Genomic DNA, 24,966 nt, shown 5'->3' on the forward strand with positions numbered 1-24,966 from the left:
AAACTCTAAAAGACATATCCCAGATTCACATAGAATCCTACATCGTGTGCCCTGCTTGAATAGCCGAAAGAGGCCTCTAACGGACCGAACAAGCTATCGTAACCATATCCCAGGCTGCCTCCCCAAACCGGCTTACCACTTAGGATATCAAAAAAGTTATCTTCCCGCAACGCCACATTCCCGGTGAGAGTGACATAATTCTTACCCCCGATACGCTGACGTACCTTCAAACCGGCTATGATAACAGAATTATCGACTATCTCCAGATTGGTGATCCCGGCAAAAGGAAGTTGCTGAGGCAAGTAATGACCGAAATTATCTCCACCGATGGCATTCAGATAGGGATAAGGGATATCTTTGCCTATAAGAATACGTCCATACAAAGAAGGAATCAAAGCAAAACGGTCGGTAACCGAAAAGACACTGGCCCACGAGGCGGTCAAAGCAGAAAAGGGAGCATGACCTTTATACTGTGTCAGGTTATCGGTATAAAGTGAATAATTCCCCTGGAGATCGATCCCTTTCGAGGGAAAATATCCCTTATCGTATGTATTATAATGCAGTTGGGCATAATAGCTGAAGAAGTGTTGGGGTTTCACCTTCAACTGTTGCCCGCCCGCATTATATAGAAAGTCCTTATACTTGAAGAACTCAAAACGCAGTCCGGCTCCAAAACGAAGGTTACGATACCACACATCCGAAAACCCCAACTCACCGGAATGGTATTTATAAGTAGTGTTATAAGCACGTTTCCCGTGATCGTAAATATTAATATCGTTATACTCAAACTGATAAGCGAGATTGAAATTTCGCATCTGCATCGGAGCCAATGTATAGTCCACCCGGGCCAGGTAGCGTTTTCCAAGACGTCCGGTCAGTGAAAGCCACGATGGAATACGTGTATTGAGGCGGGTGCTCACATTCAACAGCAATGAAGCGATCTCTTCCGAGTCGAAACGGATCCCCAGATTGAGATTACGCTCGTACTTCTCTTCCAAAATAAAGTGTAGCAAATATCCCTGGTCGGTATCGGTCAGTTTGTAACTGACATTGGAATAAGCCTGGCTTCCGCGCAACGTAGCAAGTGCTTCATAAAGTTGCTCCATACGCATCCGGCTGTTCTCCTTCAGGTGACAGCGGTGCATAATCCATTTCTTGTCACTGTCTTCGATACCGTCAAAGGTGATCTCTTTCACAAATATATCTTTCTCGGACCATAAAGAAGTAAACGGACCGTGTCGGGGAGCAACGTAATCTTCGGGAAGACCGATCTCTTTCTTCAGTCTGCGCAAAGCAGTCCACTGCGCGCGGGCTGCCTCTTCGCCACGGTGCATCAATGTGTCGAGTGCGGGAATGTTGAAACTTGCGGCAGAATAGCCTTTTACGTCGACTTTAATATACACCGTTGCCAATTTTATATTCTCTTCATATCGGGTTTGGCCGGTCAGATTGATGATCTGGTTGAATATCTCACCAAGATTATTCAGTTCATCCGCGGTCCGGAGATCATTCTGTACATCGACACCAATAATCACATCGGCTCCCATAGCCCGGGCTATGTTCGTGGGGAAGTTGTTTTTCATTCCTCCGTCAACCAGTATCTCGTCGCCCATACGAACGGGCGTGAATACGCCGGGAATAGCCATACTGGCACGCATAGCGGTAGCCAAGACACCATTGTGAAACACTACTTCTTCACCGTTCACAATGTTCTCGGAGACACAAGCAAACGGAATAGGCAGCTTGTTGAAGTTAATGGAATCGTGATAGCCTACAGTCAGTTCGGAGAAAAGATTACCCAGGTTCTGCCCTTTAATGACCCCTCCGAACACATTCGCCTTCAAATCCTTTTTCAAAGGGACAGAAAGAATATAAGTTTCAGAATTCTTCCGTTCAGTCATCGTTTGATCTTCCCAACTGATACGGTCACTCAACAGAAAAGACCAATTCTGGTGATTGACCATACTATCAAGCTGACAGGGGGTATATCCGATGGAATAAAGTCCGCCGATGATAGACCCCATACTGGTACCTACGATATAGTCGATAGGAATACCTGCTTCCTCAATCACTTTGAGGGCACCGATATGGGCTACCCCCTTTGCTCCTCCCCCACTTAGCACCACAGCTACTGATTTGCGCTGCTGCGCATGCGCGGGCAGAAAAAGAAACAGACTGACAAATAAAACCAACAAGAAACTTACATACTTTTTCATGGCTGTTACATTGCTTTCAGATCGTTACAGATAAAAGACAAATGCAGGCAATGATTTGTTTAGCACAGGCTGAAGAATCCTATGTCCGGGCAGCCGCTTTACGGAACTGACGGAACTGCCACCACAACATGGCAGCCGATATCAGGCTGGCTATCAGGTCAGAAGTCGGCATACTGATCCAGACACCTGTCTGCCCCCAAAAACGCGGTAGAATCAACAGACAAGGAATCAGGATGAGTACCTGACGGGTAATGGAAAGGAAAATAGCTTTACTTGCCATCCCGATACTCTGGAAGAAATTGGAAGTGACCATCTGAAAGCCGACAATCGGGAAAAAGAGTACCACAATGCGGAGACCTTCGGCAGATTGGCGAATCAGCTCTTCGTGCGATGTGAAGACGGACACAGCCAGGTCGGGAATAAACATCCCCATCAGAAAACCGGTAGTGGTGACAATGGTCGCACCATAGATGGTCAGTTTCAACACACGGGTGACACGGGGATATAGTTTTGCCCCATAATTGTATCCGGCAATCGGCTGCATACCCTGGTTCAGTCCCATCACAATCATAAGGAATAGAAATACCAGACGGTTGACAATGCCAAATGCCCCGATGGCAAGATCACCCCCATACCGTTTCAAACCCTGATTTATCAGAATCACAATGAAACACGATGCAAGGTTCATCAGGAAAGGAGACATACCTATAGCCAGCGAATCGAAAACTATTTTTCGCTTCAACCGGAAAATTCCTCGATGGAAATGGAGTAATTCCTCCTTATTGCTAAAGAGCCTGAACTGCCAGGCAAGGGCAATCACTTGTGCCGTAATCGTAGCAATGGCCGCTCCCTGGATGCCCCAGCCAAAACCATAAATAAACAAAGGATCGAGAATGGTATTGATAACCACTGTAGCAATGGTGGCAACCATCGCCTTCTGCGGATGCCCGGCTGAACGAAGTACCGCATTCAACCCCAGATAAATATGGGTGATGACATTCCCATAAAGAATCACTTTCATATAGTCACGGGCATAGCCCACCGTTTCGTCACTGCCTCCAAAGAAGTAAAGAATAGGATCAAGAAAAATAAGGGTTAATATGGTGAAAGCAAGCCCGATGATGATATTCAGTACCAGCACATTGCCCAATACCCGTTGTGCCGTATCATAATCTTTCTGCCCCAGTTTGACCGAAATCAGCGTAGCGGCTCCCACTCCAACCAAGGAGCCGAAAGCAGCGGCAAGATTCATAAGGGGAAAAGTCAGAGCAAGTCCGGAAATAGCCATCGGACCCACTCCGTGACCTATAAAAATGCTGTCCACCATGTTGTAAAGAGAAGATGCAGTCATGGCGATAATAGCCGGAATGGCATACTGCATCAGAAGTTTTCCAATCTTTTCAGTACCCAGCGCAGTGGGTGTTTTTTGTCCTGTCATACCTATTGTTTTGAGGGTGCAAAGATACAAATCTATTTAGAATTAAAGGTGAAGAATAAAGAATAAGAGTTACAATGCCGTATTTCTAAGAAAAGTTTCGTATTTTTGCCTCCAAAATTGAGTTAATATCTAACGAAATGAACATATTAGAACTAAGTGAACAGGAAATCATCCGACGTAACAGTCTGAATGAACTTCGCGCGATGGGCATCGAACCCTATCCCGCAGCAGAGTATGTAACCAACGCTTTCTCAACCGATATTAAAGCCGAATTCAAAGACGACGAAGCACCTCGCCAGGTATCTGTAGCTGGCCGCATGATGAGCCGCCGCGTGATGGGCAAAGCCTCTTTTATCGAACTACAGGATTCTAAAGGCCGTATTCAGGTGTATATCACTCGCGATGACATCTGTCCGGGAGAGGACAAAGAGATGTACAATACTGTGTTCAAACGCCTGCTCGACTTAGGCGACTTTATCGGAATTGAAGGTTTCGTGTTCCGCACTCAGATGGGCGAAATCAGTATTCATGCACAGAAACTGACTGTACTTGCCAAATCGATCAAACCACTGCCTATCGTAAAATACAAAGACGGCGTGGCTTACGACTCTTTCGAAGATCCTGAACTCCGTTACCGTCAGCGTTATGTCGACCTGGCCGTAAACGAAGGTATCAAAGATATATTCATGAAACGCAGCAAGGTGTACAGTTCTATGCGCGAATATTTCAATTCGAAAGGCTACATGGAAGTAGAAACTCCTATTCTCCAGGCCATCGCCGGAGGAGCTGCCGCACGCCCGTTCATGACCCATCACAATGCTTTGGACATCCCACTCTATATGCGTATTGCCAGCGAGTTGTATCTGAAACGTCTGATTGTCGGTGGCTTTGAGGGAGTATATGAAATCGGTAAAAACTTCCGTAACGAGGGTATGGACCGTACGCACAATCCAGAATTTACTTGCATGGAGATATATGTAGCCTACAAAGACTATAACTGGATGATGGAATTTACCGAAAAGATGATTGAAAAGATCTGTCTGGACGTAAATGGTACTACTGAAGTAAAAGTAGGTGACAATATCATCAACTTCAAGGCTCCGTACAGACGCGTCACCATGCTGGATGCCATTAAGGAACATACCGGTTACGACTTGACAGGTATGAACGAAGCACAAATCCGCGAAGTATGCCAGAAACTGAATATGGAAATCGACGAAACGATGGGTAAAGGTAAACTGATCGATGAAATATTCGGTGAGTTCTGTGAAGGAACTTATATCCAGCCGACTTTCATCACTGACTATCCGATCGAAATGTCTCCGCTGACCAAAAAGCACCGTACCAACCCTGAACTGACAGAACGTTTTGAATTGATGGTAAACGGTAAAGAATTGTGTAATGCATATTCTGAGTTAAACGATCCGATCGACCAGTTGGAACGCTTTGAAGATCAGATGAAGCTAAGTGAAAAAGGAGACGACGAAGCAATGATTATCGACAAAGACTTTGTCCGTGCATTGGAATACGGCATGCCTCCTACTTCGGGTATGGGTATCGGCATGGACCGCCTTACTATGTTGATGACCGGACAATCAACTATCCAGGAAGTATTGTTCTTCCCGCAGATGCGTCCGGAAAAAGTCGTACCGAAAGATAGTGCCGCCAAATTCATGGAGTTAGGCATTGCCGAAGACTGGGTGCCTGCAATTCAAAAAGCCGGATACAACCTGGTAGCCGATATGAAAGATGTAAATCCACAGAAATTACATCAGGATATTTGTGGCATCAATAAGAAATACAAATTGGAACTGACTAATCCGTCAGTAAACGATGTAGCCGAGTGGATACAGAAAATTAAATAAATCAAGAATGAAGAATGGTGATGAAGAACCGGAACATTTGTCTCCCTATCTTTCATGCACCATTCTTCATTCTTCATTTTTAATTCTTAATTTATAGAAATGAAATTACCCGGTAAGATAGCGATAATGGGCGGAGGAAGCTGGGCTACAGCCATCGCAAAGATGTGTCTGGCTCAAGAAGAGTCTATCAATTGGTACATGAGGCGCGACGACCGCATTGCCGATTTTAAACGACTCGGACATAATCCAGCCTATCTGACAGGCGTAAAGTTCGACATGAAGCGCATCAATTTCAGCTCTAACATCAACGATGTAGTGAAAGAATCTGATACGCTTATTTTCGTCACTCCTTCTCCATATCTGAAAGCTCACCTGAAAAAGCTGAAAACACGGATCAGAGACAAGTTCATTATTACCGCTATCAAAGGTATTGTTCCCGATGACAATCTGATTGTTTCGGAATACTTTAATAAAGAATATGGTGTTCCTCCCGAAAACATCGCTGTATTGGCTGGTCCCTGTCATGCCGAGGAAGTGGCACTGGAACGTCTCTCCTATCTCACCATCGCTTGCCCGGACAAGGATAAGGCACGTGTTTTTGCCCGTAGACTGGGCAGCAGCTTCATCAAAACGTCTGTCAGCGACGATGTGATAGGGATTGAATACAGTTCCGTACTGAAAAACGTATATGCCATCGCAGCAGGTATTTGCAGCGGTCTGAAATACGGAGATAATTTCCAGGCTGTATTGATATCAAATGCCATTCAAGAGATGAACCGTTTCTTAAATACGGTGCATCCCATAAACAGAAACGTGGACGAATCTGTTTATTTGGGTGATTTATTGGTAACAGGCTATTCTAACTTCAGCCGTAACCGCACGTTCGGTACCATGATCGGGAAAGGATACTCCGTAAAGAGTGCCCAGATAGAAATGGAAATGATAGCGGAAGGATATTACGGAACAAAATGTATTAAGGAAATCAATAAACATCATCATGTAAATATGCCGATACTCGATGCTGTATACAACATCTTATACGAACGCATATCTCCGATGATTGAAATTAAACTGTTGACTGACTCGTTTAGATAGTTAATAACGTAAAAATAAAAAAGATATGATTAGTTTGAACATTGAAAAGACTTTTGGATTCATCTCCAAAGAATCGGTTTCTGCCTATGAAGCTCAGGTTAAAGCCGCACAGGAAGCGCTGGAAAACGGCACAGGTAAAGGTAATGACTTTCTGGGGTGGTTGCATTTGCCCTCTTCTATCAGCAAAGAGCATCTGGCTGACCTGAAGGCTACTGCACAAGTATTGAGAGACAACTGTGAAGTAGTGATCGTAGCCGGTATCGGCGGAAGTTACCTGGGCGCCCGTGCGGTGATCGAGGCATTGTCAAACAGCTTCACCTGGTTGCAGGAAAAGAAAACAGCTCCGGTCATCATCTATGCCGGCCATAATATCGGTGAAGATTATCTGTATGAACTGACAGAATTCCTGAAAGACAAGAAATTCGGTGTGATCAATATCTCCAAATCCGGTACGACTACAGAGACAGCTTTGGCGTTCCGCTTGCTGAAGAAGCAATGCGAAGACCAACGCGGCAAAGAGATGGCCAAAAAAGTAATCGTTGCCGTTACAGATGCAAAGAAAGGCGCAGCCCGCGTCACCGCAGATAAAGAAGGATACAAATCATTCATTATCCCTGACAATGTCGGAGGACGTTTTTCTGTACTGACTCCGGTAGGTTTGCTGCCTATTGCAGTAGCCGGATTCGACATTGAAAAACTGGTAGCAGGTGCCGCCGATATGGAAAAAACTTGTGGAGCCGAGGTTCCTTTTGCGGAAAATCCCGCAGCAATCTATGCCGCTACCCGCAATGAACTGTATAAAAGTGGAAAGAAGATAGAAATTCTTGTAAACTTCTGTCCGAAACTACACTACGTGAGTGAATGGTGGAAGCAGCTTTACGGAGAATCTGAAGGAAAAGACAACAAAGGTATCTTCCCGGCAGCAGTAGACTTCTCTACAGACCTGCACTCGATGGGTCAGTGGATTCAGGAAGGTGAACGAACCATCTTTGAAACAGTGATCTCGGTAGATAAAGTGAATCATAAGCTGGAAGTTCCTTCGGACGAAGCTAATCTGGACGGTTTAAACTTCCTGGCAGGCAAACGTGTAGACGAAGTGAATAAGATGGCCGAACTGGGAACTCAATTGGCTCATGTAGACGGCGGTGTTCCTAACATGCGTATCGTCATTCCTGAACTGAGTGAATACAGCATCGGACAGTTACTCTATTTCTTCGAAAAAGCATGTGGTATCAGTGGTTATCTGCTGGGCGTAAACCCATTCAATCAGCCGGGTGTGGAAGCATACAAAAAGAATATGTTTGCTTTGCTGAACAAGCCGGGATATGAAGAAGAATCAAAAGCAATCCGGGCGAAACTGTAAAAAGCTATAAAATTACCGATATATAAAAAGAGCGATGCTTCCAACAGCATCGCTCTTTTTATATATCGGGCCATCCAATTAATCTGTTTGATTCTCGGAAGTTTTAATTTCCAGTTCATACTTAGCTCCCTCGCAATTGACGGGCTTGGAAAAAAGGTAAAACTTAAGTTTCACTCCGTCCTCGGTGACTTGCTGCACCTTTGCCCGCAGCCCCACTTTAGTCTGAGAGACTCCATCTTTAAAACCTAATTTACCATTATCCTTATCCGTGAACTCCTTATCATTACTGAGAGCTTCTTCCGGCAATTCATTAAAATCAATCGCCACAGCGTTTACCTCACTGCCCAAAGTCTCTTCCTTCACCAGAAACGTATTTAGTTCTTCTCCGTTTCCATCCAGTTTCAGCGAAATTTCAAGTTCATCATCTACTTTTAGAGGGGGTAATGCCTCCATTTGCCGGGCATAATCCATCTCTCCGTCATTGATATAAAGCCCTTCCATTTCGATTGTAGGACTGGGGACAGAATCTTTGCAAGCAGTAGTCAGCAAGCATAACGACAGTAAAGGAAAAAATAGTTTTCTCATGCAATCATATCACTTTATAGATTTTGCAAAAATACATATTCTGTTCGATTCACCAAAATAATCGTATCTTTGCACTCCAAATCAATAGGTATATATCATGTTTCAGGAAGCAATTACGCAATATCTCAAACAAAATCATTATCAATCCATTCAGTTGAAATCCGCACTTTTCGATATGGACGGCGTACTTTTCAACTCCATGCCTTATCACGCCGAAGCATGGCACAAAACGATGGAAGCTCACGGACTTCATTTGAGCAAAGAAGAAGCTTATTTGCACGAAGGCCGCACCGGAGCGGGAACCATCAACATCGTATGTCAGCGTCAACTGGGACGCGACGCCACGCCGAAAGAGATAGAGAGTATTTATCATGAAAAGAGCATTGAGTTCAACAAGCATCCCCAAGCCGAACGCATGCCGGGTGCCTGGGAATTACTACAAAAAATTAAATCTGAAGGTATCATTCCGACTGTAGTCACCGGATCCGGACAAGCTTCATTATTAGACAGACTTGAACACAATTTTCCGGGAATGTTCCGACAAGAACTGATGGTAACTGCTTTCGACGTCAAATACGGAAAACCGAATCCGGAACCCTATCTGATGGCACTGGAAAAGGGAGGATTAAAGCCTTATGAAGCCATTGTTATTGAAAATGCCCCTCTGGGAGTGGAGGCCGGACACAAAGCCGGAATATTCACCATTGCTGTTAATACCGGTCCATTGGATGGGCAGGTACTGTTAAACTCCGGAGCCGATTTACTCTTTCCTTCCATGCAAGCTCTATGTGAGTCATGGGAAGCGTTAGCCCGGTTCTTACATCAACCGCCCCTTAAAACAACAATAGCTGATAATTAAATAATTATCAGCTATATCTTCGTACTCCCGAAGGGAATCAAACCCTTATCTTAGGTACCGGAAACCTACATTCTATTCGTTGAACTACAGGAGCATTGTTTTATGCGACGACAAAAGTATAAAAAAACTTCGCATTTTCCTAATGATTCACCATTTTTTGTAGTATCTATCTACCGAACGCCATATCCTCAAATATTATTTTGCAACTCTTATACCATATAAAACGATCAATTTGATAACATTTTAGCCAATTATTCGTACAGATATAGATATTATTCATATCTTTGCCGACAAATAACAATCAATAAACCTATGAGTTACCTAATAAAACCTCAGAATTATAAACCTTTGCTTGACCTGAAACAGACAGAATTGGGCATCAAACAAATTAAAGAATTCTTCCAGTTGAATCTTTCATCGGAATTACGTCTGCGACGTGTGACAGCTCCACTCTTTGTACTCAAAGGAATGGGTATCAATGATGATTTGAATGGCATAGAACGTCCGGTCTCATTTCCTATTAAAGACTTGGGTGATGCACAAGCTGAAGTAGTCCACTCACTTGCTAAATGGAAACGACTTACTTTGGCAGATTATCACATTGAACCGGGTTATGGTATCTATACGGATATGAACGCAATTCGTTCGGACGAAGAACTGGGCAACCTGCATTCACTTTATGTAGACCAGTGGGACTGGGAACGGGTGATTACTGCCGAGGACCGCAATGCAGACTTCCTTAAGGAGATTGTCAACCGTATCTATGCCGCCATGATCCGTACGGAATATATGGTATACGAAATGTATCCGCAGATCAAACCTTGCCTGCCACAAAAGTTACACTTCATCCACTCTGAAGAATTACGCCAGTTATATCCGGATATGGAACCTAAATGCCGTGAACATGCCATCTGTAAAAAGTATGGAGCCGTATTCATCATTGGTATCGGTTGCAAACTGAGTGATGGTAAAAAACATGACGGACGTGCCCCGGACTATGACGACTATACCAGCAAAGGGCTGAACGACTTACCCGGCCTGAACGGTGACCTGTTATTATGGGACGATGTACTACAACGTTCCATTGAATTGTCTTCCATGGGTATCCGTGTGGATAAAGAAGCTCTTTTGCGCCAAGTAAAACAAGAAAATCAAGAACAAAGACTGGAACTCTATTTCCATAAGAGATTATTGGATGATACCCTTCCACTCTCTATCGGTGGAGGTATCGGTCAGTCACGCTTATGCATGTTCTATTTGCGCAAAGCGCATATCGGTGAGATTCAAGCAAGTATCTGGCCTGAAGAAATGCGCCGTGAATGTACAGCCCTTAATATACACCTTATTTAATAGCCTATGAACGTACAAATAGAAGAGAGCTGGAAAGCTCATTTACAACCAGAATTTGAGAAAGACTACTTCCGCACACTGACCGAATTTGTCAGAAGCGAATATAGCCAGTACCAGATCTTTCCTCCTGGAAAGTTGATATTCAACGCATTCAATTTATGTCCCTTTGACAAAGTAAAAGTAGTCATTATCGGACAAGACCCTTACCACGGTCCCGGACAGGCACATGGTCTTTGTTTCTCGGTAAATGATGGAGTAGCCTTTCCACCTTCTTTGGTGAATATATTCAAAGAAATAAAAGAAGATATTGGTACGGCAACTCCTCCCACCGGTAATCTGACACGGTGGGCTGAACAAGGTGTCCTGTTGCTCAACGCTACTTTGACAGTACGTGCCCATCAGGCCGGTTCGCACCAACGCCACGGATGGGAAGAATTTACAGATGCTGCTATCCGCGCTCTGGCGGAAGAAAGAGAAAATCTGGTATTCATCCTATGGGGAAGTTATGCACAGAAGAAAGGTGCCTTTATTGATCGTAACAAGCATTTGGTACTTAGTTCGGCACACCCTTCTCCCCTCTCTGCCTACAACGGCTTCTTTGGGAATAAGCATTTCAGCAAAACGAATGAATACTTGAAAATCCACGGAAAAACAGAGATAAACTGGTAGTGAAGACAGCCATCTATGAACGATAAACGGTGAACAATTTGTAGCACGAAAGCGTAAATTGTTCACCGTTTATCGTTCATAGATATTTATTAATACCACTGGATGTTGCTTTGAGTCTGGCTTCTCTTATCCCACTTCAAATCACGCAGGATACTGGCCGTTGCACGAATCGTAAAGTTATAATAGCGATAACGTCCGAAAGGAGAAATACTGGCGGACATATTAAAACAGTGCAAATCACGAGTAATCGTACAAGAGGTCTGAGTGATCTCCTTCGCTTCGAAATCATATCCGGAATTGAATGTAAACGACCAGTTATTGGAAATCTTCAGATTACCCGACATATTGATATTTTGCGTATACTTAAACGGATAACGCATGGTATTACGGTTGATCGGCTTACTACGGTCCTCACTAATACGGAACGAATAGTTAACATTCAGTGACCATGGCATCTTGAAAACCTGATATCCGTCACTGTCTGCCTGTGCTTTCTCAACTTTCTTTTCAGTAACCACTTCGTCACCGGTTGAATCTCCTCCCTCGTCGTCAGCACTATCCTTTTTCTTTTTTTGATCGCTATCTTTATCTTTTCCGAACAACTTCTTCCAAGTATCATTATTAAAAGTATAGTTGATAGAAGATCCCCATCCCTGGAATCGTCCGAAACGTCCGTAAGACCATTCTGTACGATCACCGACTATTACATTACCCGACTTATCGAATGTATAAGCATAAGTGGCAAACACCGCATTCATGTTCAGCGTATAGTTATTAAACTTTTTAAACTTCATACGCAAACGCATATTCAGGTTACTCCACGGCTGTTTCTTTGCCGCCATATTATAAGAAAGATTAAAGCCTATCTCATCGATCAGACTTATTTTCATAAGAGAATCCTTCTTGTTACGGTATTTCATTTCCAGGTTGTTCGATACATCGAAACTAACCGTTCCAGACTTTTCACGCGGAGCCGTACCAAACTGCTGGCTGGAATAAGGAGAGTAATATTGGTCATTACCGTCTGCATCACGGTAGTATTCCCAAAACTGTCCGAAGCTTGGAGAACCATTCAACGAAATCTGCGGTGTAAAGACGTGACGAATCTGTATTTCCTTTTTCTTCATAAACAGAGGTTGATACATACCATACATCTTTGTGCTCAACGACAAACTGGCCGAATAATTAAATACCCGGTAGAACCCATGAATCGTATCGCCGGGGTGTGTATCCCATTTCTGAGTAGTTTCATCATAGCTCTTCATCACCTTACGGGTATACCAACGCTCTGTATAATTGAATGAAGGCACTACCTGCAAATACTTGAAAAGAGTAAAGGTGGCCTGCACTGGAATGTTATGCTGCATCGCATTCTCCCACTCTCTAAAACCTGCTTTAAACAAGCGGTCATCTTTAGTTTTCAAGCTGTTGGTCAGACGCCCCGAGTAACGCAAGGAAATCTTTTCGTACCAACGCTCTTCACCTACCGCACGTTTGCGTTTAAAAGGGAAAATAGTACTAAGAGTGATATTCAAGTCAGGCAAAGTGACAGCTATTGAAGAATCACGCATGGTCTGGGCTATGTTGAAAGTACCTGCAAGCGTCAGCTTCTGATCCGGAAAACTGCGGGAGTAACTGACACTCGAAGTTTTCGTATTCTGAGTCATCAGCTGAGAATTATAGAGGTTATTGATATTGGTACGCTCATAACTACTGGTCGCGAAATTCACACTTGCCGAGAAAGTACTGTTCGGACTGGCCTTCTGGTCTTGCCGATGATTCCATACAATCTTAAAGTCTTTGGCAACCGAATAGTCAGCCAATCCCTTATCTCCCAATTTAGTAACCTGATAGCCGGCCTGTAACGAACCGGAATATTTATAACGTTTATTGTAATTAGTCTCCAGATTACCGGCCCATGACCCCTTCGTAAATATATCTCCGGTCAACTTAAGATCCATTATATCGCTGATGGCAAAATAATAACCACCTCCCGTCAATCCGAAACCACGACTGGAATCGTCCATGTAGCTTGGCATCACAAAACCAGAAGAGTAACTGCTGGAGAAAGGAAAGAAAAAGAAAGGTACAGCCAATGGCAACGGTACATCTTCTACCACCAAATAGGCAGGCCCAGTCACCACATTCTTCTTGGGACGAACTTTGGCCTTGGTCAACTGCATGTAGAAGTGTGGATGATCGTGATGATCACAGGTCGTATAACGTCCGTTTTCCATAAACAGTTCATCATTAGCTCCTTTCTTGGCATTATTACCCACAACATATCCTTCACCCTGCTGAGTTACAACGTTATTGATAAATCCTTTTTTACTTTTGAAATTATACCGGATTGCTTTGGTTTCATAAGGCGTATCGCCATCCTTAAACACAGGCTTGCCTTGTTCAACCCCTAACGAATCAGTCACACCACGAGCATACACCGTACTGCTATCCATATTCATGGTGATGATCTGTGCTCCCAATTCTATTTTTTCATAATTCACTTTACCATCACCATACAGATGTGCAAAGCCACCTTCGGTAAAAACAATGGAATCGTTAGCCGAATAAACCACAGGGGCATCCAGAGGTTGTTTCTTCTTCCTGGCAGATTGCAACGACAAGGTATCAGCCTTCAACGTATCTGCTTTTAATGAATCAGTTTGCTGGGGCGAATAAGTGATAGGCCCCTTCACCTCTCTGACACGGCGACGTTGAGCCATCGCTTCATCCGGAAGCATCAAGAGGATCAATAATAGTATAAATGATAGTATTGTATTTGCTTTCAATGGCGTCATTAACTAATAGTTTACGCTTGAAGGGGCAAAAGTACACAATCTTCACCAAATATACTTGAGAATCTTGATTTTTAATTCTTTTTTAGGCACTAAAGAAGCAGCTCACACCAATTGTTAAAGCGTCGAAGTCCTTCGTCACCGTACCGGGCAATACTTTTACGGGCATCTTGCACCGATTTTTCACGATCAAGATGTGTTTTCGAAAAGAATTTATCAGCAAAGCAAATCACTTGTTCTTCTATACTGACCGGCAACATTTCACGATGCGGAATAGGAAGCTGCTGTTTAATAATCTCTTCCAGTGAAAGTCCCGCACCGGTATGACGCTCACAAACCAAAGCATGTCGCGGAAAACCTTCTTTGCGCACCAGCTCGGCTCCCAGATATCCATGACAAATATATGGCTCCTTACCCAAACACTTAATGCCCGGAGCATGTGTCAGAAAAATTCCGAGATCATGCAACATGGCAGCTTCGTTCAGAAAAGTAGTATCAAGGTTCAACTCCGGGTGCTTATCGGCTATCCATAATGCCTTATCGGCAACCGAACGACTGTGAACCAACAATATATTTCTTAACTCATTATCCTGAGGATAATATTTATCAATTAAATCAAGCGCTCCCATATTCTATTCACTTTTTATAATTTCCGGCTTGCTCATTCCTTATTCAGTAAGCAAATTCACACTGTTTATCTTATCAATTTCACGCATTTATCAACAGTTTTTAGTTTGTTATTCAGTTCAATCTGCAACTGTGGTTCCATCAGTTCACAATTGCGATCTCTTTGAATCACAGCCGTGGTCTCAAGAAGGCACGTACATAAATCGAAAGAAGCAATACGTCAAAACATTAGCCATCCCATGACAAACACTGACAAACAGGCAAAAAGCAACTTAATAAACCGATTTCTTCTGAAGAAGAAACATACAGCCGACTGCGAAAGTTTACGTAAGAGCAAAGATAGCAACAGTTTTTCAATCAGGAATGAAGATTATCAAAAGAATTGATTGTATATTTGTGCTTTTCATACAGTAAAAGTAAGCAGACTAAAACTAATTTGAAAAACAATCCAATAATTATCCTTATGACAAAACCATCTTACAAACAATGGTTAGCAACCTGTGCTTTCACCGGCGCATTACTGCTGACGGGCTGTAGCCCCACTCCCGCTACCAGAGATGTTTCTATTGTACCGTTGCCAAACAAAGTGCAACAGAACCATGGTGCGTTTGTATTAACCCCAAACACCATCATCGGTACCACCAATCCAGAACTGCTTCCAGCAGCAGAGTACCTGAAAGGTATTCTGTCAGTAGCCACCGGATATAACATCCAGGTGAAAGAAGGCAAAGGAAACATCACTCTTTCTACCACTGCCATAGAAGGCAAGGAGGGGGCATATACGCTCACCGCAAAACCCGATCAAATAGAGATTACGGGAAATTCTTATAACGGTGTGATAGCCGGTATCGAATCACTCCGCCAGTTATTTCCGCCTCAGATTGAATCGAAGCAGGTGGTGGACAGCGTGACATGGGCCATACCCGCCGTACAGATTGAAGATGCCCCGCGCTTCGAATGGCGTGGTATTATGCTCGACGTATCCCGCCACTTCTATACCAAAGAAGAAGTAAAAGAACTGCTTGACGTAATGGCACTTTATAAAATGAATAAGTTCCACTGGCACCTGACAGATGACCAGGGATGGCGCATTGAAATCAAAAAATATCCGTTACTCACCGAAAAAGGAGCTTGGCGTACGTTCAATTCACACGACCGGTCATGCATGGAACTGGCTAAATCGGAAGATAACCCCGATTACCGGATTCCGGTAAACAAGCTTCGCATTGTGGAAGGTGACACGCTGTATGGCGGATATTATACACAAGAGGATATAAAAGAAGTAATAGAATATGCCAAAGTACGCGGCATCGATATTGTTCCCGAAATCGATATGCCGGGTCACATGCTGGCAGCCGTCAGCAATTATTCCGGAGTAGCCTGTACAGACAAAGTAGGTTGGGGAAGCACTTTCTCCTCTCCTGTTTGCCCCGGAAAAGAATCGGCAATAGAGTTTTGTAAAAACATATATAGCGAACTGATAGACCTGTTCCCTTATAAATACGTGCACATCGGCGGCGATGAAGTGGAAAAGACAAACTGGAAAAAATGTCCCGACTGCCAGAAACGTATGCGAGACAACCAATTGAAGACAGAAGAAGAACTGCAAGCCTGGTTTATCCATAACATGGAAAAGTTTTTCAACTCAAAAGGCAAAGAGATGATCGGTTGGGACGAAATCATCGAAGGTGGATTAAGCCCGACTGCTACCGTCATGTGGTGGAGAAGCTGGGTCAAGGATGCTCCGCAAAAGACTACCCAACAGGGCAACCCAATCATCTTCTCCCCCAACAGCCAGTTCTACCTGGATTATCAGCAAGATAAGAATTCTGTACGCAACATTTACGATCTCGACCTGACGATCGAGGGAGCGACTCCTGAACAACAAGGACTGATCAAAGGCGTACAGGGAAACATTTGGTGCGAATGGATTCCCTCACGCGAACGGATGCAATACATGGCTATTCCACGTCTGTTGGCCATTGCCGAATTGGGATGGAGCCAGGCTTCGCAGAAAGACTGGAATACCTTTGCACAACGGTTGGCCAATCAGTTCGAACGCCTCAACATCATGGGTATCAATTATCGTATCCCCGATCTGGAAGGTTTCCACCGCAACAACGCTTTCATTGGTGAGGGAAGTGTTAGTGTGACTTGCCTGGATCCGAGTGCAGATATTCGTTATACTACCGACGGAAGCATTCCGACGCTGCAATCATCCAGATACGAAGGTCCTATCCCAGTGAAAGAAACAACCGATTTTACCTTCCGTACGTTCCGTCCTAACGGGAAAGCCGGTGATATCGCACGTACGCGTTTCATTAAGAGCGAATATGCTCCAGCCACAACTACCACTCCTTCCAACAAAGGTCTGGAAGCTGAATGGTATGAATTTAAAGGCAGCAAATGCGATGACATCCCCAAAGCTCCACTGAACGGAACTTATGTCATTGAGAAAATAATGATCCCAGAAAAAGCAAAGGGAAACATCGGTTTGGTAATCAAGGGATTTATCAATGCTCCGAAAGATGACATTTACACTTTTGCCCTGCTGTCTGATGACGGCAGTACCTTACTGATAGACGGTGAAGAAGTCATCAACAACGACGGACCGCACGGACCGCGCGAAGTGATTGGACAGAAAGCATTGGCCAAAGGATACCACCCAATAGAAGTACGATACTTTGACCAAAACGGTGGACAACTGAAAATGACTGTAACAGGTAGCGAAGGAAATGAAATTCCGACAAACGACTTGTTCGCACACTAAAGATTCGGGTCAACGAACAAAACTTCATTAATATGCCATAGATTACATTGAAGGTAGAACTGACAGATTATCTACATTTAGTGTAATCTATGGCTTATATAAAAAGGATGCCGGATTCTGATGCCGACACTGATGACTCCGCATAAAAAACACATAAATTCACAAGAACTAATTGAATTATAACATATACTACTATGGCAAGACTAAAGCTCGGCATTCTTACTTGTACAATTTATTTTTCAATGACTGCCTTTTCACAAACAACCACTTCTTTAAGGTCGAAAATATTAGCATTAGACGATTATCAGGACGCTCCACAACTGTGGAAACTGTATAACGATTCTTCTTCTGTGATGGATGAAGCAACCCGGTTACATGCAAAAGTATCATTGAATTATTATTTTAATCGCCCCGACGAAATGCTTCAATGCGTAGACTCTCTCCTCACTCTATATCCGGAAGAGTGTACTCCGGAACAAAAGTTGGCCTATTGTTATGCCAAAACAGAGAAACTTCTGGAAAAAGGGAACTACAGACAACTCAATTCCTGGTGGCAGACCTTGCGCAAAGATAAAAAGCTCTACCAAGCGATAGAAAGAAAAGGAAACTTCCTTTGTTCAGAAAAAATAATCCAAGGTTTATTGGAAAAAAATAATTTCCGGATAGATTTTCCAGGAACATCCTGTACACTTCCTACAAGTTATACATATCCGTTAATACTCTCAATGACAATAAATGAAACCGAATTGCCTAACACCATCTTCGATACAGGAGCACCCTATACTTTTCTCACTCAGGAGATGGCACGCAAATGTAACGTGACATGTATAGGAGATACCATATCCGTAAACAGCATGTTCGGTACTTCACAAGCCACCACCGGTTTCGTAGAGACTTTACAATTGGGTAATATCACTTTCCACAACACGGTAGTCCATGTTTCTCTTGTTGAAAAGGATCCTATCTTTTCCGGTCACGACGCCATCTTAGGAATAAAAGAACTCCGGAGAATCTCTAAAATAGAATTCGAATTTGGCAAATTAACTTTCAGAAAAGAGGAGCAAAGGCAGCCCATCGATCCTAATATATGTTTCGCAGAAACCGGTTGTGTTTTTCTATTCGCGAACAACCGGAGTTATCTATTAGACACAGGCGGAGAAGGAAGTTTCATACACACACCGGACACGGCTTCCGTCAAAGTGATGGACGTGAATGATTGTCCGGTACAATTCTTCAATACATATACAGCGGATTCCATAACCAGACAATCCGGATTATTAGGGTTCCCATTCTTCTACGGATTCGAAACCTGTACACTCAACTTCGACCGTATGAACTTCTCCGGCAAAGATTATCAGTTACGTAAAAATTATTCAGAATATATCAATAGCGGAGACATTATGGGCTTGGATGCTCAATATGAACGGATAGAGAAAACTACCGACGAAATAGGCAGATGGCTTACCAATGCATTTATCGGGTTTATGAAAAATAATCCGGAAAGCTGTATCCACCACACAGACAGTTTGTTAGGCAAATACCAACAGGAGCTTGGGGGAAGTATACTTTCTGTACTCAACCTGCGTGCCGCTTCATTAGCCTATCTGGGAATGTATAAAGAGGCAGGCGAATTAATGAAAATCTGTGCACAAGCTGTCCCTGACATAATAAACGGATACAATAAATGCGTAGCTTTAGAGCCTTTCGGGGCACAGCGGCTCATTTGGACAAAACCGGAAGTATCTATCAGTACTACTCTTGACGAAAAAGGACTTTTAGTAAGGGGAAAGATAAATGAAATAAAAAGTAAACTCTACTTTGCTCCAGACCACAGTTTTTCAAGCATATCGGAAGCCGATGCCCAGAAACTTAAAATGAAAATCATTGAATTTGAAGACAGTACTGGTAAAGGTGGCAAGAAGCGCATGGCAATAGCCGATGAATTGAGGTTAGGTGACCTATTGATAAACAATGTACAGTTCGACATCGCAGAGGAAACAGAAATTGTATTAGGGAACACTTTCATACGCCTGCTTCCTCAGTTTTCTATTGAAAATCAAAGGATCGTATTGGCACAACACCCTCAGACCTATCCCAATGCCAAACAATACCCGCTACTGTTGATAAACTATACATTCTGTTTCCGTGATCCGGACGACAATACAAAACGGTATTCGATAGGTAATCCCACTCCCAATGCCCAACAGATTTCTTTGCAGGAATTAAGCAGAGCAAACAAAAAAGTAGTATTCGATGTAGAGCACATGAAACTATCAGAACTTAACTAAATTCAGAAAGTGAGAGTGTGTTCTATAACTGATAAAAAATAAAATACATCATAAAGCAATTGAAACCCGCATGTGCAAACACGGCTCCCCAAATGGAATTACAAAACTGCTTACATCTGAAAAAAATTTGGCTGACTACGAACATGGATAAAACCCAAAGAATAGCCGGGAAAGGAAGAAATTGCCAAATACCAGAAACATAAACAATACCAAAATGGGCAACATGGGTAACAGCGAAGGCCAATGAATCTAAAACAGAGGCCTTCGACTCACCAAACCTTTGAACAAAACTGCCATGTATCACCCCACGGTATAGAAACTCTTCCCCTATCGGGCTAAATATCATACTTGGAATAACAGCTATCCAAAAATAAAGCTGCTTATCAGGTCCTGAAATGAATGCCCCGGGATTATTCCCTCCTATATATACAAACGCGTTATCTATTGTTTTATCATATAATAAAAAGAAAAGGGCAAATATAACAGCACAAGACATCCCTCCCGCAATAAAAGACAAAAACAAACGTCCACAGTGATCAGGCTTCCTTATGCCAATACATTTTCGTCCGTATCCGGTAAGGAAAATAAAGGGTACAAACCACATGGCTAAAAAAACAAACATCACTATACCATAACTTCTTGTCACGTAAGATTGCAGGACAATAACAAACCGGGGAACACCGAATAATAAAATCAGGAACAGACCAAAAGCCCAATCATAATGAAAATAACGATTCCAGAAAGCTCGCAATATTTTATCCATAATCCAATATTTTATAGTTCCGTCCCACCGGATAGAGGGCACTTTAAATTCTTTATCTCCACTGTACATTATACCGGCTATAGATATACCAAACTAAATATACTCTTATAATTAATAACGGGGTAATAAGATAGTAAGAAAACAAAAATATTCACCGAATAATGAGCCTGATACACAAAGGTAACAAAAGGTAGCCAATCATAAAAACAAAGCTGGTAAAAAGAAAAAGATTGTTTTTCTTTTTACTACCACAGATATTTTGGCTCCAATAGAAGTAAGGTTTAGTTTGCTATATAGACAAAGGAATATACTAAACTTGTGGCAAACGTGTAAATGCCAGAAGTATCTCTAAAGATCAGCTGAGAAAGTGATATGTTTTTGGTAAACTCGTGTATGCTCCCCCCACGGATGATAGCAATCTCCTATATAATTAAAACAGAAATGTTCGTAATAGCCTATATGTTTTGTACACAAATATAAATCCCCAAACCCCAATTGTCGGGTATCTTTTTCTACGGTTTCGATTAATAATCTTCCATAATTATGTCCTCTATATCGTTCCTCTATGAATAAGGCAACCAGCCACGGATACAAATCCATTCGTGAATTAAAATCATTTGTTGCAAGTCCGGCACAACCTATTATTTCTTCGTTATCCATCAGAAGATAGAACTGTGGTAAGGGAGATTCTGACACCACACAGGTTCTAAAACAGTTGTCATAGACCATTTTACTGTTTTCGTCAGCCCATTTACTTTGGAAATAAGCAATCGCTTCCTCTAAATATTGAGGATTCTTTCGCAATGAAACAATATCCATAATTACATCCTTATTTATTTTCTGACAACATCGCCAGTATAGTAATCCAGTAATAAGTAGGAAAAAGGAAAAACAAAGGGACAAACAAAGTCCAACAGCTTCAAATCGGTATCTTACATTCTCTATTTCATATCATTCTTTCTCTTTTTCCACAATTGCCAGCTATTAATAATGTTTTGCCATAAAACATAACTCCCCGGTCCCACAGCCGAAAGTGGATTCAGATAAGTATGAGCCATCCAAATGGCAAGAATCGTATTCTTCTGTCCCAAAGCTTGTCCTCCACTGATTCGGTCATTATAGACACTACCCAAGGTTTTCCCTAAAAAGAATTGCAAACAACAAGTTATCAAAGCAACTACTGCAATCATGATTTCCGTCAGTCCGTCCGCCGGATCGTTAATCAGCGAATAAATAGTTTGTGCCGTTACGATGGCAAGAGAAATACCCCACAAATAAAATGCTAATTCGTGATAGCTTAACAATACCTGATGAACTTTGGGAATGAACTTCTGCAGAAACCAGGCCACCAGAAAAGGACAAATCAACAATGGAAAGACTTTACTCAAAATAACCAGAAATGCATCTATAAAACTAATATCCGGATTTGCCTCTATTAACGGAAAGAAAATAGGAACTGTAACAGCTGCCCCAATATTTGCAATCAACGTATAAGTAGTCAGACTGGCAGCACTTCCACCCAATTTAGAAGTAATGACCGCCGCTGCCGTAGCTGTAGGACAAATGACACAAACCATTGCTCCCTCCGCTACAATTTTATTAAAACGATAAAGAAGAAGATAAACCGCCAATGAACCGAATATCTGGATCAACAAAAGCCACAAATGTAAGGGTTTAGGCTTTAGATCACAAGGAGATACTTTACAAAAAGTAAGCAGTAACATAGTGAAAATCAGTATCGGAGTCAAAAAAGAAAGGCTGATAAATACAGGATAACCAATGGCGCCTAACAACATCGCTACCGGAAGCGTCCAATTTTTCAAGAACTTCAGCATCGTTATATCATTTAAATTTCGAGTGCAAAGTAAGGTAAAAAACTCAAAACTTAACACTAAATAGTGAGTTTTCAACAAAATTCTGCTACATTTGCACATTATTTTTATATGGAACTACGTAGACCACACATATTATATATACTGATTTGCCTTTGGCTACTCGTTTCTCCACTAAACGTCGGTAGTACCTGGGCAAAAGATTTTGTTGTCGTTATTGACGCCGGACACGGCGGTCATGATCCCGGAGCCATCGGAAAGATATCTAAAGAAAAAAACATCAATCTGAAGGTAGCATTGAAATTGGGAAATCAGATTAAGCAAAACTGCAACGACGTAAAAGTAGTATATACCCGCAGCAAAGATGTTTTTATACCACTGGATCGCCGTGCCGAAATTGCCAATAATGCCAAAGCCGATCTATTTATTTCAATCCACACCAATGCTTTAGCCAATAACCGGACAGCCAAAGGTGCTTCTACCTGGACATTAGGTCTGGCCAAATCGGATGCCAACCTGGAAGTCGCCAAACGGGAGAACTCTGTAATCCTATATGAAGATGATTATAAAACCCGTTACGCAGGTTTCAACCCTAATTCTGCAGAATCATATATCATCTTCGAATTCATGCAAGATAAATATATGGAGCAGAGTGTGCATCTGGCATCTCTGGTTCAAAAACAGTTTCGCCATCATTGCAAACGGATAGACCGTGGTGTACACCAAGCCGGGTTTCTGGTATTAAAGGCCAGTGCCATGCCAAGTATTCTCGTTGAGCTTGGTTTCATTTCCACTCCTGAAGAGGAACGCTATCTGAATACGGATGAAGGAACTACTACTTTGGCAAGAGGAATCTATCGGGCATTTCTGGCTTATAAAAGAGAACACGAAATCCGTTTGACCGGTGCCAGTCGTACCATTTTGCCAAATGATGACGAAGAAGCTACAGAAGCACCTGTGATTGCACAGACAGATAGTGCACAAGAAAAAGCAGCAGAAAGACCTAAAAACTCTTCACGCCCCAAAGAGTTAATGGCAGAAGCGAAAACTCAACGTCCAATTGTTGCAGAAAGCACAACAAACGACTCCGAAATTACGTTTAAGATACAAATACTTACTTCCTCACGTCCATTGGCCAAAAATGACAAACGACTGAAGGGATTGAAAGACGTAGATTACTATAAAGAAGGCGGAATATACAAATACACTTACGGGGCATCTCCTGATTATAACAAGGTGCTGCGGACGCGCCGTAATACGGTGACTCCATTATTTAAGGATGCTTTCATCATTGCATTCCGCAACGGAGAGAAAATGAATATCAATGAGGCTATAGCCGAATTTAAGAAAAGAAGAAATAAATAAAAAGACTAAATAACAAAACATGAAACTCATTACGAAAGAAGTCAGAATAGGAATAGCAGGTATTGCAGCCTTGTGCTTACTCGTTTTCGGAATTAACTATCTGAAGGGCATTAATATGTTTAAGCCTGCCAGCTATTTTTATGTAAAATTCCATAATGTAAACGGTCTGGCACAGTCCAGCCCGGTATTTGCCGACGGTGTCCGTGTAGGTATTGTCCGTGATATTGCCTATGATTACAACCAACCGGAAAATGTCATCGTGGAAGTAGAAGTAGACACTGATCTTCGCATACCGAAAGGAAGCTCTGCCGAATTGGTGCCCGAACTGATGGGAGGAGTAAGAATGAATATCTTATTGGCTAATAATCCGCGCGAACGTTATATGGTAGGTGATACAATTCCCGGAACTCTGAACAACGGAATGATGGAAAAGGTAGCAGCTATGATGCCCGCCGTAGAAAAGATGCTGCCTAAATTAGATTCTATCCTCACTTCACTGAACACGATTATGGCGGATCAAAGTATCCCGGCAACTCTGCATTCTATTGAAAAGACGACGGCCAATCTGGAAGTTACCAGCCGCCAGCTGAAAGTATTGATGAATAATGATATTCCACAATTAACAGGGAAGCTGAATACCATCGGAGACAACTTTATCGTAATCAGTGGCAATCTGAAAGAAATTGATTATGCCACTACGTTCAAAAAAATAGACGCAACCCTCAGTAACGTAAAAATGCTTACAGAAAAGCTTAACAGCAAAGACAACACCGTTGGTTTGCTGCTAAACGATCCACAATTATACAATAACCTGAACCAAACTACCATCAATGCAGCAAGTTTGCTTGAAGACCTGAAGGAACATCCCAAACGATATGTCCACTTCTCCCTGTTTGGCAAAAAAGATAAGTAGGTGAAACCTCTTAAATAGAATTTATCTAAATAAGCACCTACAAAACAAGGACAGGATGAAGTCCTTTAAAAGTCTATCCATAGACAGAAAGGATATCTGTACCGGCTATCAGGTTCAAGAATAGTATGTGGAAATTTATCTGATAAACAATTAATTAATAAGTAGTTACAAAA

Annotated in this window: 18 protein-coding genes and 1 tRNA gene; 10 read left to right on the forward strand and 9 right to left on the reverse strand. The window is 42.5% G+C overall.

The window, feature by feature from the left end; all coding sequences use genetic code 11:
- Positions 1 to 5 precede the first annotated feature (5 nt).
- Together G7Y45_RS19755 and G7Y45_RS19760 are read right to left on the reverse strand one after the other, a co-directional pair.
- Complete coding sequence (locus G7Y45_RS19755; protein WP_032539727.1) at positions 6 to 2,216, reverse strand: patatin-like phospholipase family protein; 2,211 nt, start codon at positions 2,214 to 2,216, stop codon at positions 6 to 8.
- A 79-nt stretch (positions 2,217 to 2,295) separates the two neighbouring features.
- Positions 2,296 to 3,684, reverse strand: a complete 1,389-nt coding sequence (locus tag G7Y45_RS19760; RefSeq protein WP_175413957.1) for an MATE family efflux transporter — start codon at positions 3,682 to 3,684, stop codon at positions 2,296 to 2,298.
- A gap of 107 nt (positions 3,685 to 3,791) precedes the next feature.
- On the opposite strand from G7Y45_RS19760, the gene lysS reads away from it, so the two are divergent.
- From lysS to G7Y45_RS19775, 3 genes are all read left to right on the forward strand, one after another.
- On the forward strand, positions 3,792 to 5,519 hold the full coding sequence (gene lysS, locus G7Y45_RS19765) for a lysine--tRNA ligase (protein WP_005781393.1): 1,728 nt from the start codon (positions 3,792 to 3,794) through the stop codon (positions 5,517 to 5,519).
- 99 nt (positions 5,520 to 5,618) lie between these two features.
- Positions 5,619 to 6,614, forward strand: a complete 996-nt coding sequence (locus G7Y45_RS19770; protein WP_005781396.1) for an NAD(P)H-dependent glycerol-3-phosphate dehydrogenase — start codon at positions 5,619 to 5,621, stop codon at positions 6,612 to 6,614.
- A gap of 25 nt (positions 6,615 to 6,639) precedes the next feature.
- Positions 6,640 to 7,977, forward strand: coding sequence for a glucose-6-phosphate isomerase (locus G7Y45_RS19775; protein WP_005781398.1), 1,338 nt, complete (start codon positions 6,640 to 6,642; stop codon positions 7,975 to 7,977).
- A 78-nt stretch (positions 7,978 to 8,055) separates the two neighbouring features.
- On the opposite strand, the gene G7Y45_RS19780 is transcribed toward G7Y45_RS19775, so the two are convergent.
- The gene (locus G7Y45_RS19780; protein WP_165016195.1) at positions 8,056 to 8,562 is read right to left on the reverse strand and encodes a DUF5035 family protein; all 507 of its coding nucleotides are present in this window, start codon (positions 8,560 to 8,562) and stop codon (positions 8,056 to 8,058) included.
- A 97-nt stretch (positions 8,563 to 8,659) separates the two neighbouring features.
- Between G7Y45_RS19780 and G7Y45_RS19785 the strand changes: the two genes are divergently transcribed.
- Positions 8,660 to 9,421, forward strand: a complete 762-nt coding sequence (locus G7Y45_RS19785) for an HAD family hydrolase (protein WP_165016197.1) — start codon at positions 8,660 to 8,662, stop codon at positions 9,419 to 9,421.
- A gap of 22 nt (positions 9,422 to 9,443) precedes the next feature.
- Here the strand turns inward: G7Y45_RS19785 and G7Y45_RS19790 are convergent.
- A tRNA-Arg gene (locus G7Y45_RS19790) sits at positions 9,444 to 9,515 on the reverse strand.
- A gap of 218 nt (positions 9,516 to 9,733) precedes the next feature.
- On the opposite strand from G7Y45_RS19790, the gene asnA reads away from it, so the two are divergent.
- Both asnA and ung read left to right on the forward strand, forming a co-directional pair.
- Positions 9,734 to 10,771, forward strand: coding sequence for an aspartate--ammonia ligase (gene asnA / locus G7Y45_RS19795; protein ID WP_005781403.1), 1,038 nt, complete (start codon positions 9,734 to 9,736; stop codon positions 10,769 to 10,771).
- Between the two features lie 6 nt (positions 10,772 to 10,777).
- Positions 10,778 to 11,440 carry a uracil-DNA glycosylase gene (gene ung, locus G7Y45_RS19800; protein WP_165016200.1) on the forward strand — a complete coding sequence of 221 codons (663 nt, stop codon included), beginning with the start codon at positions 10,778 to 10,780 and terminating at the stop codon, positions 11,438 to 11,440.
- Between the two features lie 89 nt (positions 11,441 to 11,529).
- On the opposite strand, the gene G7Y45_RS19805 is transcribed toward ung, so the two are convergent.
- On the reverse strand, positions 11,530 to 14,238 hold the full coding sequence (locus G7Y45_RS19805) for a putative LPS assembly protein LptD (protein WP_005781407.1): 2,709 nt from the start codon (positions 14,236 to 14,238) through the stop codon (positions 11,530 to 11,532).
- Between the two features lie 89 nt (positions 14,239 to 14,327).
- On the reverse strand, positions 14,328 to 14,864 hold the full coding sequence (locus G7Y45_RS19810) for an HD domain-containing protein (protein ID WP_005781409.1): 537 nt from the start codon (positions 14,862 to 14,864) through the stop codon (positions 14,328 to 14,330).
- A 461-nt stretch (positions 14,865 to 15,325) separates the two neighbouring features.
- On the opposite strand from G7Y45_RS19810, the gene G7Y45_RS19815 reads away from it, so the two are divergent.
- Entirely contained in the window at positions 15,326 to 17,632 is a 2,307-nt protein-coding gene (locus G7Y45_RS19815; protein ID WP_165016202.1) for a family 20 glycosylhydrolase, read from the forward strand.
- Between the two features lie 194 nt (positions 17,633 to 17,826).
- Positions 17,827 to 19,920, forward strand: coding sequence for a retroviral-like aspartic protease family protein (locus G7Y45_RS19820; RefSeq protein WP_165016204.1), 2,094 nt, complete (start codon positions 17,827 to 17,829; stop codon positions 19,918 to 19,920).
- 22 nt (positions 19,921 to 19,942) lie between these two features.
- Here G7Y45_RS19820 and G7Y45_RS19825 read toward each other — a convergent pair whose 3' ends face one another.
- The 3 genes from G7Y45_RS19825 to G7Y45_RS19835 form a co-directional block, all read right to left on the reverse strand.
- Positions 19,943 to 20,683, reverse strand: coding sequence for a CPBP family intramembrane glutamic endopeptidase (locus G7Y45_RS19825; RefSeq protein WP_022012171.1), 741 nt, complete (start codon positions 20,681 to 20,683; stop codon positions 19,943 to 19,945).
- Between the two features lie 348 nt (positions 20,684 to 21,031).
- On the reverse strand, positions 21,032 to 21,502 hold the full coding sequence (locus tag G7Y45_RS19830) for a GNAT family N-acetyltransferase (protein WP_032532008.1): 471 nt from the start codon (positions 21,500 to 21,502) through the stop codon (positions 21,032 to 21,034).
- 122 nt (positions 21,503 to 21,624) lie between these two features.
- A complete protein-coding gene (locus G7Y45_RS19835; RefSeq protein WP_165016206.1) occupies positions 21,625 to 22,518 on the reverse strand; it encodes a transporter in 894 nt (297 codons plus the stop codon).
- 108 nt (positions 22,519 to 22,626) lie between these two features.
- On the opposite strand from G7Y45_RS19835, the gene G7Y45_RS19840 reads away from it, so the two are divergent.
- A complete protein-coding gene (locus G7Y45_RS19840; protein ID WP_165016209.1) occupies positions 22,627 to 23,880 on the forward strand; it encodes an N-acetylmuramoyl-L-alanine amidase in 1,254 nt (417 codons plus the stop codon).
- A 19-nt stretch (positions 23,881 to 23,899) separates the two neighbouring features.
- Complete coding sequence (locus tag G7Y45_RS19845; protein ID WP_005781423.1) at positions 23,900 to 24,793, forward strand: MlaD family protein; 894 nt, start codon at positions 23,900 to 23,902, stop codon at positions 24,791 to 24,793.
- The last annotated feature ends 173 nt before the right edge of the window (positions 24,794 to 24,966 follow it).

Origin of the sequence: Bacteroides sp. ZJ-18 (assembly GCF_011038705.2) — a bacterium.
Taxonomy (GTDB): Bacteria; Bacteroidota; Bacteroidia; order Bacteroidales; family Bacteroidaceae; genus Bacteroides; species Bacteroides hominis.

Excerpts from the sequence above, each read along its gene's own strand:
- G7Y45_RS19755 (WP_032539727.1), bottom strand. The coding sequence starts at position 2,216 with ATGAAAAAGTATGTAAGTTTCTTGTTGGTTTTATTTGTCAGTCTGTTT.
- lysS (WP_005781393.1), top strand. The coding sequence starts at position 3,792 with ATGAACATATTAGAACTAAGTGAACAGGAAATCATCCGACGTAACAGT.
- G7Y45_RS19770 (WP_005781396.1), top strand. The coding sequence starts at position 5,619 with ATGAAATTACCCGGTAAGATAGCGATAATGGGCGGAGGAAGCTGGGCT.
- G7Y45_RS19775 (WP_005781398.1), top strand. The coding sequence starts at position 6,640 with ATGATTAGTTTGAACATTGAAAAGACTTTTGGATTCATCTCCAAAGAA.
- G7Y45_RS19780 (WP_165016195.1), bottom strand. The coding sequence starts at position 8,562 with ATGAGAAAACTATTTTTTCCTTTACTGTCGTTATGCTTGCTGACTACT.
- G7Y45_RS19785 (WP_165016197.1), top strand. The coding sequence starts at position 8,660 with ATGTTTCAGGAAGCAATTACGCAATATCTCAAACAAAATCATTATCAA.
- asnA (WP_005781403.1), top strand. The coding sequence starts at position 9,734 with ATGAGTTACCTAATAAAACCTCAGAATTATAAACCTTTGCTTGACCTG.
- ung (WP_165016200.1), top strand. The coding sequence starts at position 10,778 with ATGAACGTACAAATAGAAGAGAGCTGGAAAGCTCATTTACAACCAGAA.
- G7Y45_RS19805 (WP_005781407.1), bottom strand. The coding sequence starts at position 14,238 with ATGACGCCATTGAAAGCAAATACAATACTATCATTTATACTATTATTG.
- G7Y45_RS19810 (WP_005781409.1), bottom strand. The coding sequence starts at position 14,864 with ATGGGAGCGCTTGATTTAATTGATAAATATTATCCTCAGGATAATGAG.
- G7Y45_RS19815 (WP_165016202.1), top strand. The coding sequence starts at position 15,326 with ATGACAAAACCATCTTACAAACAATGGTTAGCAACCTGTGCTTTCACC.
- G7Y45_RS19820 (WP_165016204.1), top strand. The coding sequence starts at position 17,827 with ATGGCAAGACTAAAGCTCGGCATTCTTACTTGTACAATTTATTTTTCA.
- G7Y45_RS19825 (WP_022012171.1), bottom strand. The coding sequence starts at position 20,683 with ATGGATAAAATATTGCGAGCTTTCTGGAATCGTTATTTTCATTATGAT.
- G7Y45_RS19830 (WP_032532008.1), bottom strand. The coding sequence starts at position 21,502 with ATGGATATTGTTTCATTGCGAAAGAATCCTCAATATTTAGAGGAAGCG.
- G7Y45_RS19835 (WP_165016206.1), bottom strand. The coding sequence starts at position 22,518 with ATGCTGAAGTTCTTGAAAAATTGGACGCTTCCGGTAGCGATGTTGTTA.
- G7Y45_RS19840 (WP_165016209.1), top strand. The coding sequence starts at position 22,627 with ATGGAACTACGTAGACCACACATATTATATATACTGATTTGCCTTTGG.
- G7Y45_RS19845 (WP_005781423.1), top strand. The coding sequence starts at position 23,900 with ATGAAACTCATTACGAAAGAAGTCAGAATAGGAATAGCAGGTATTGCA.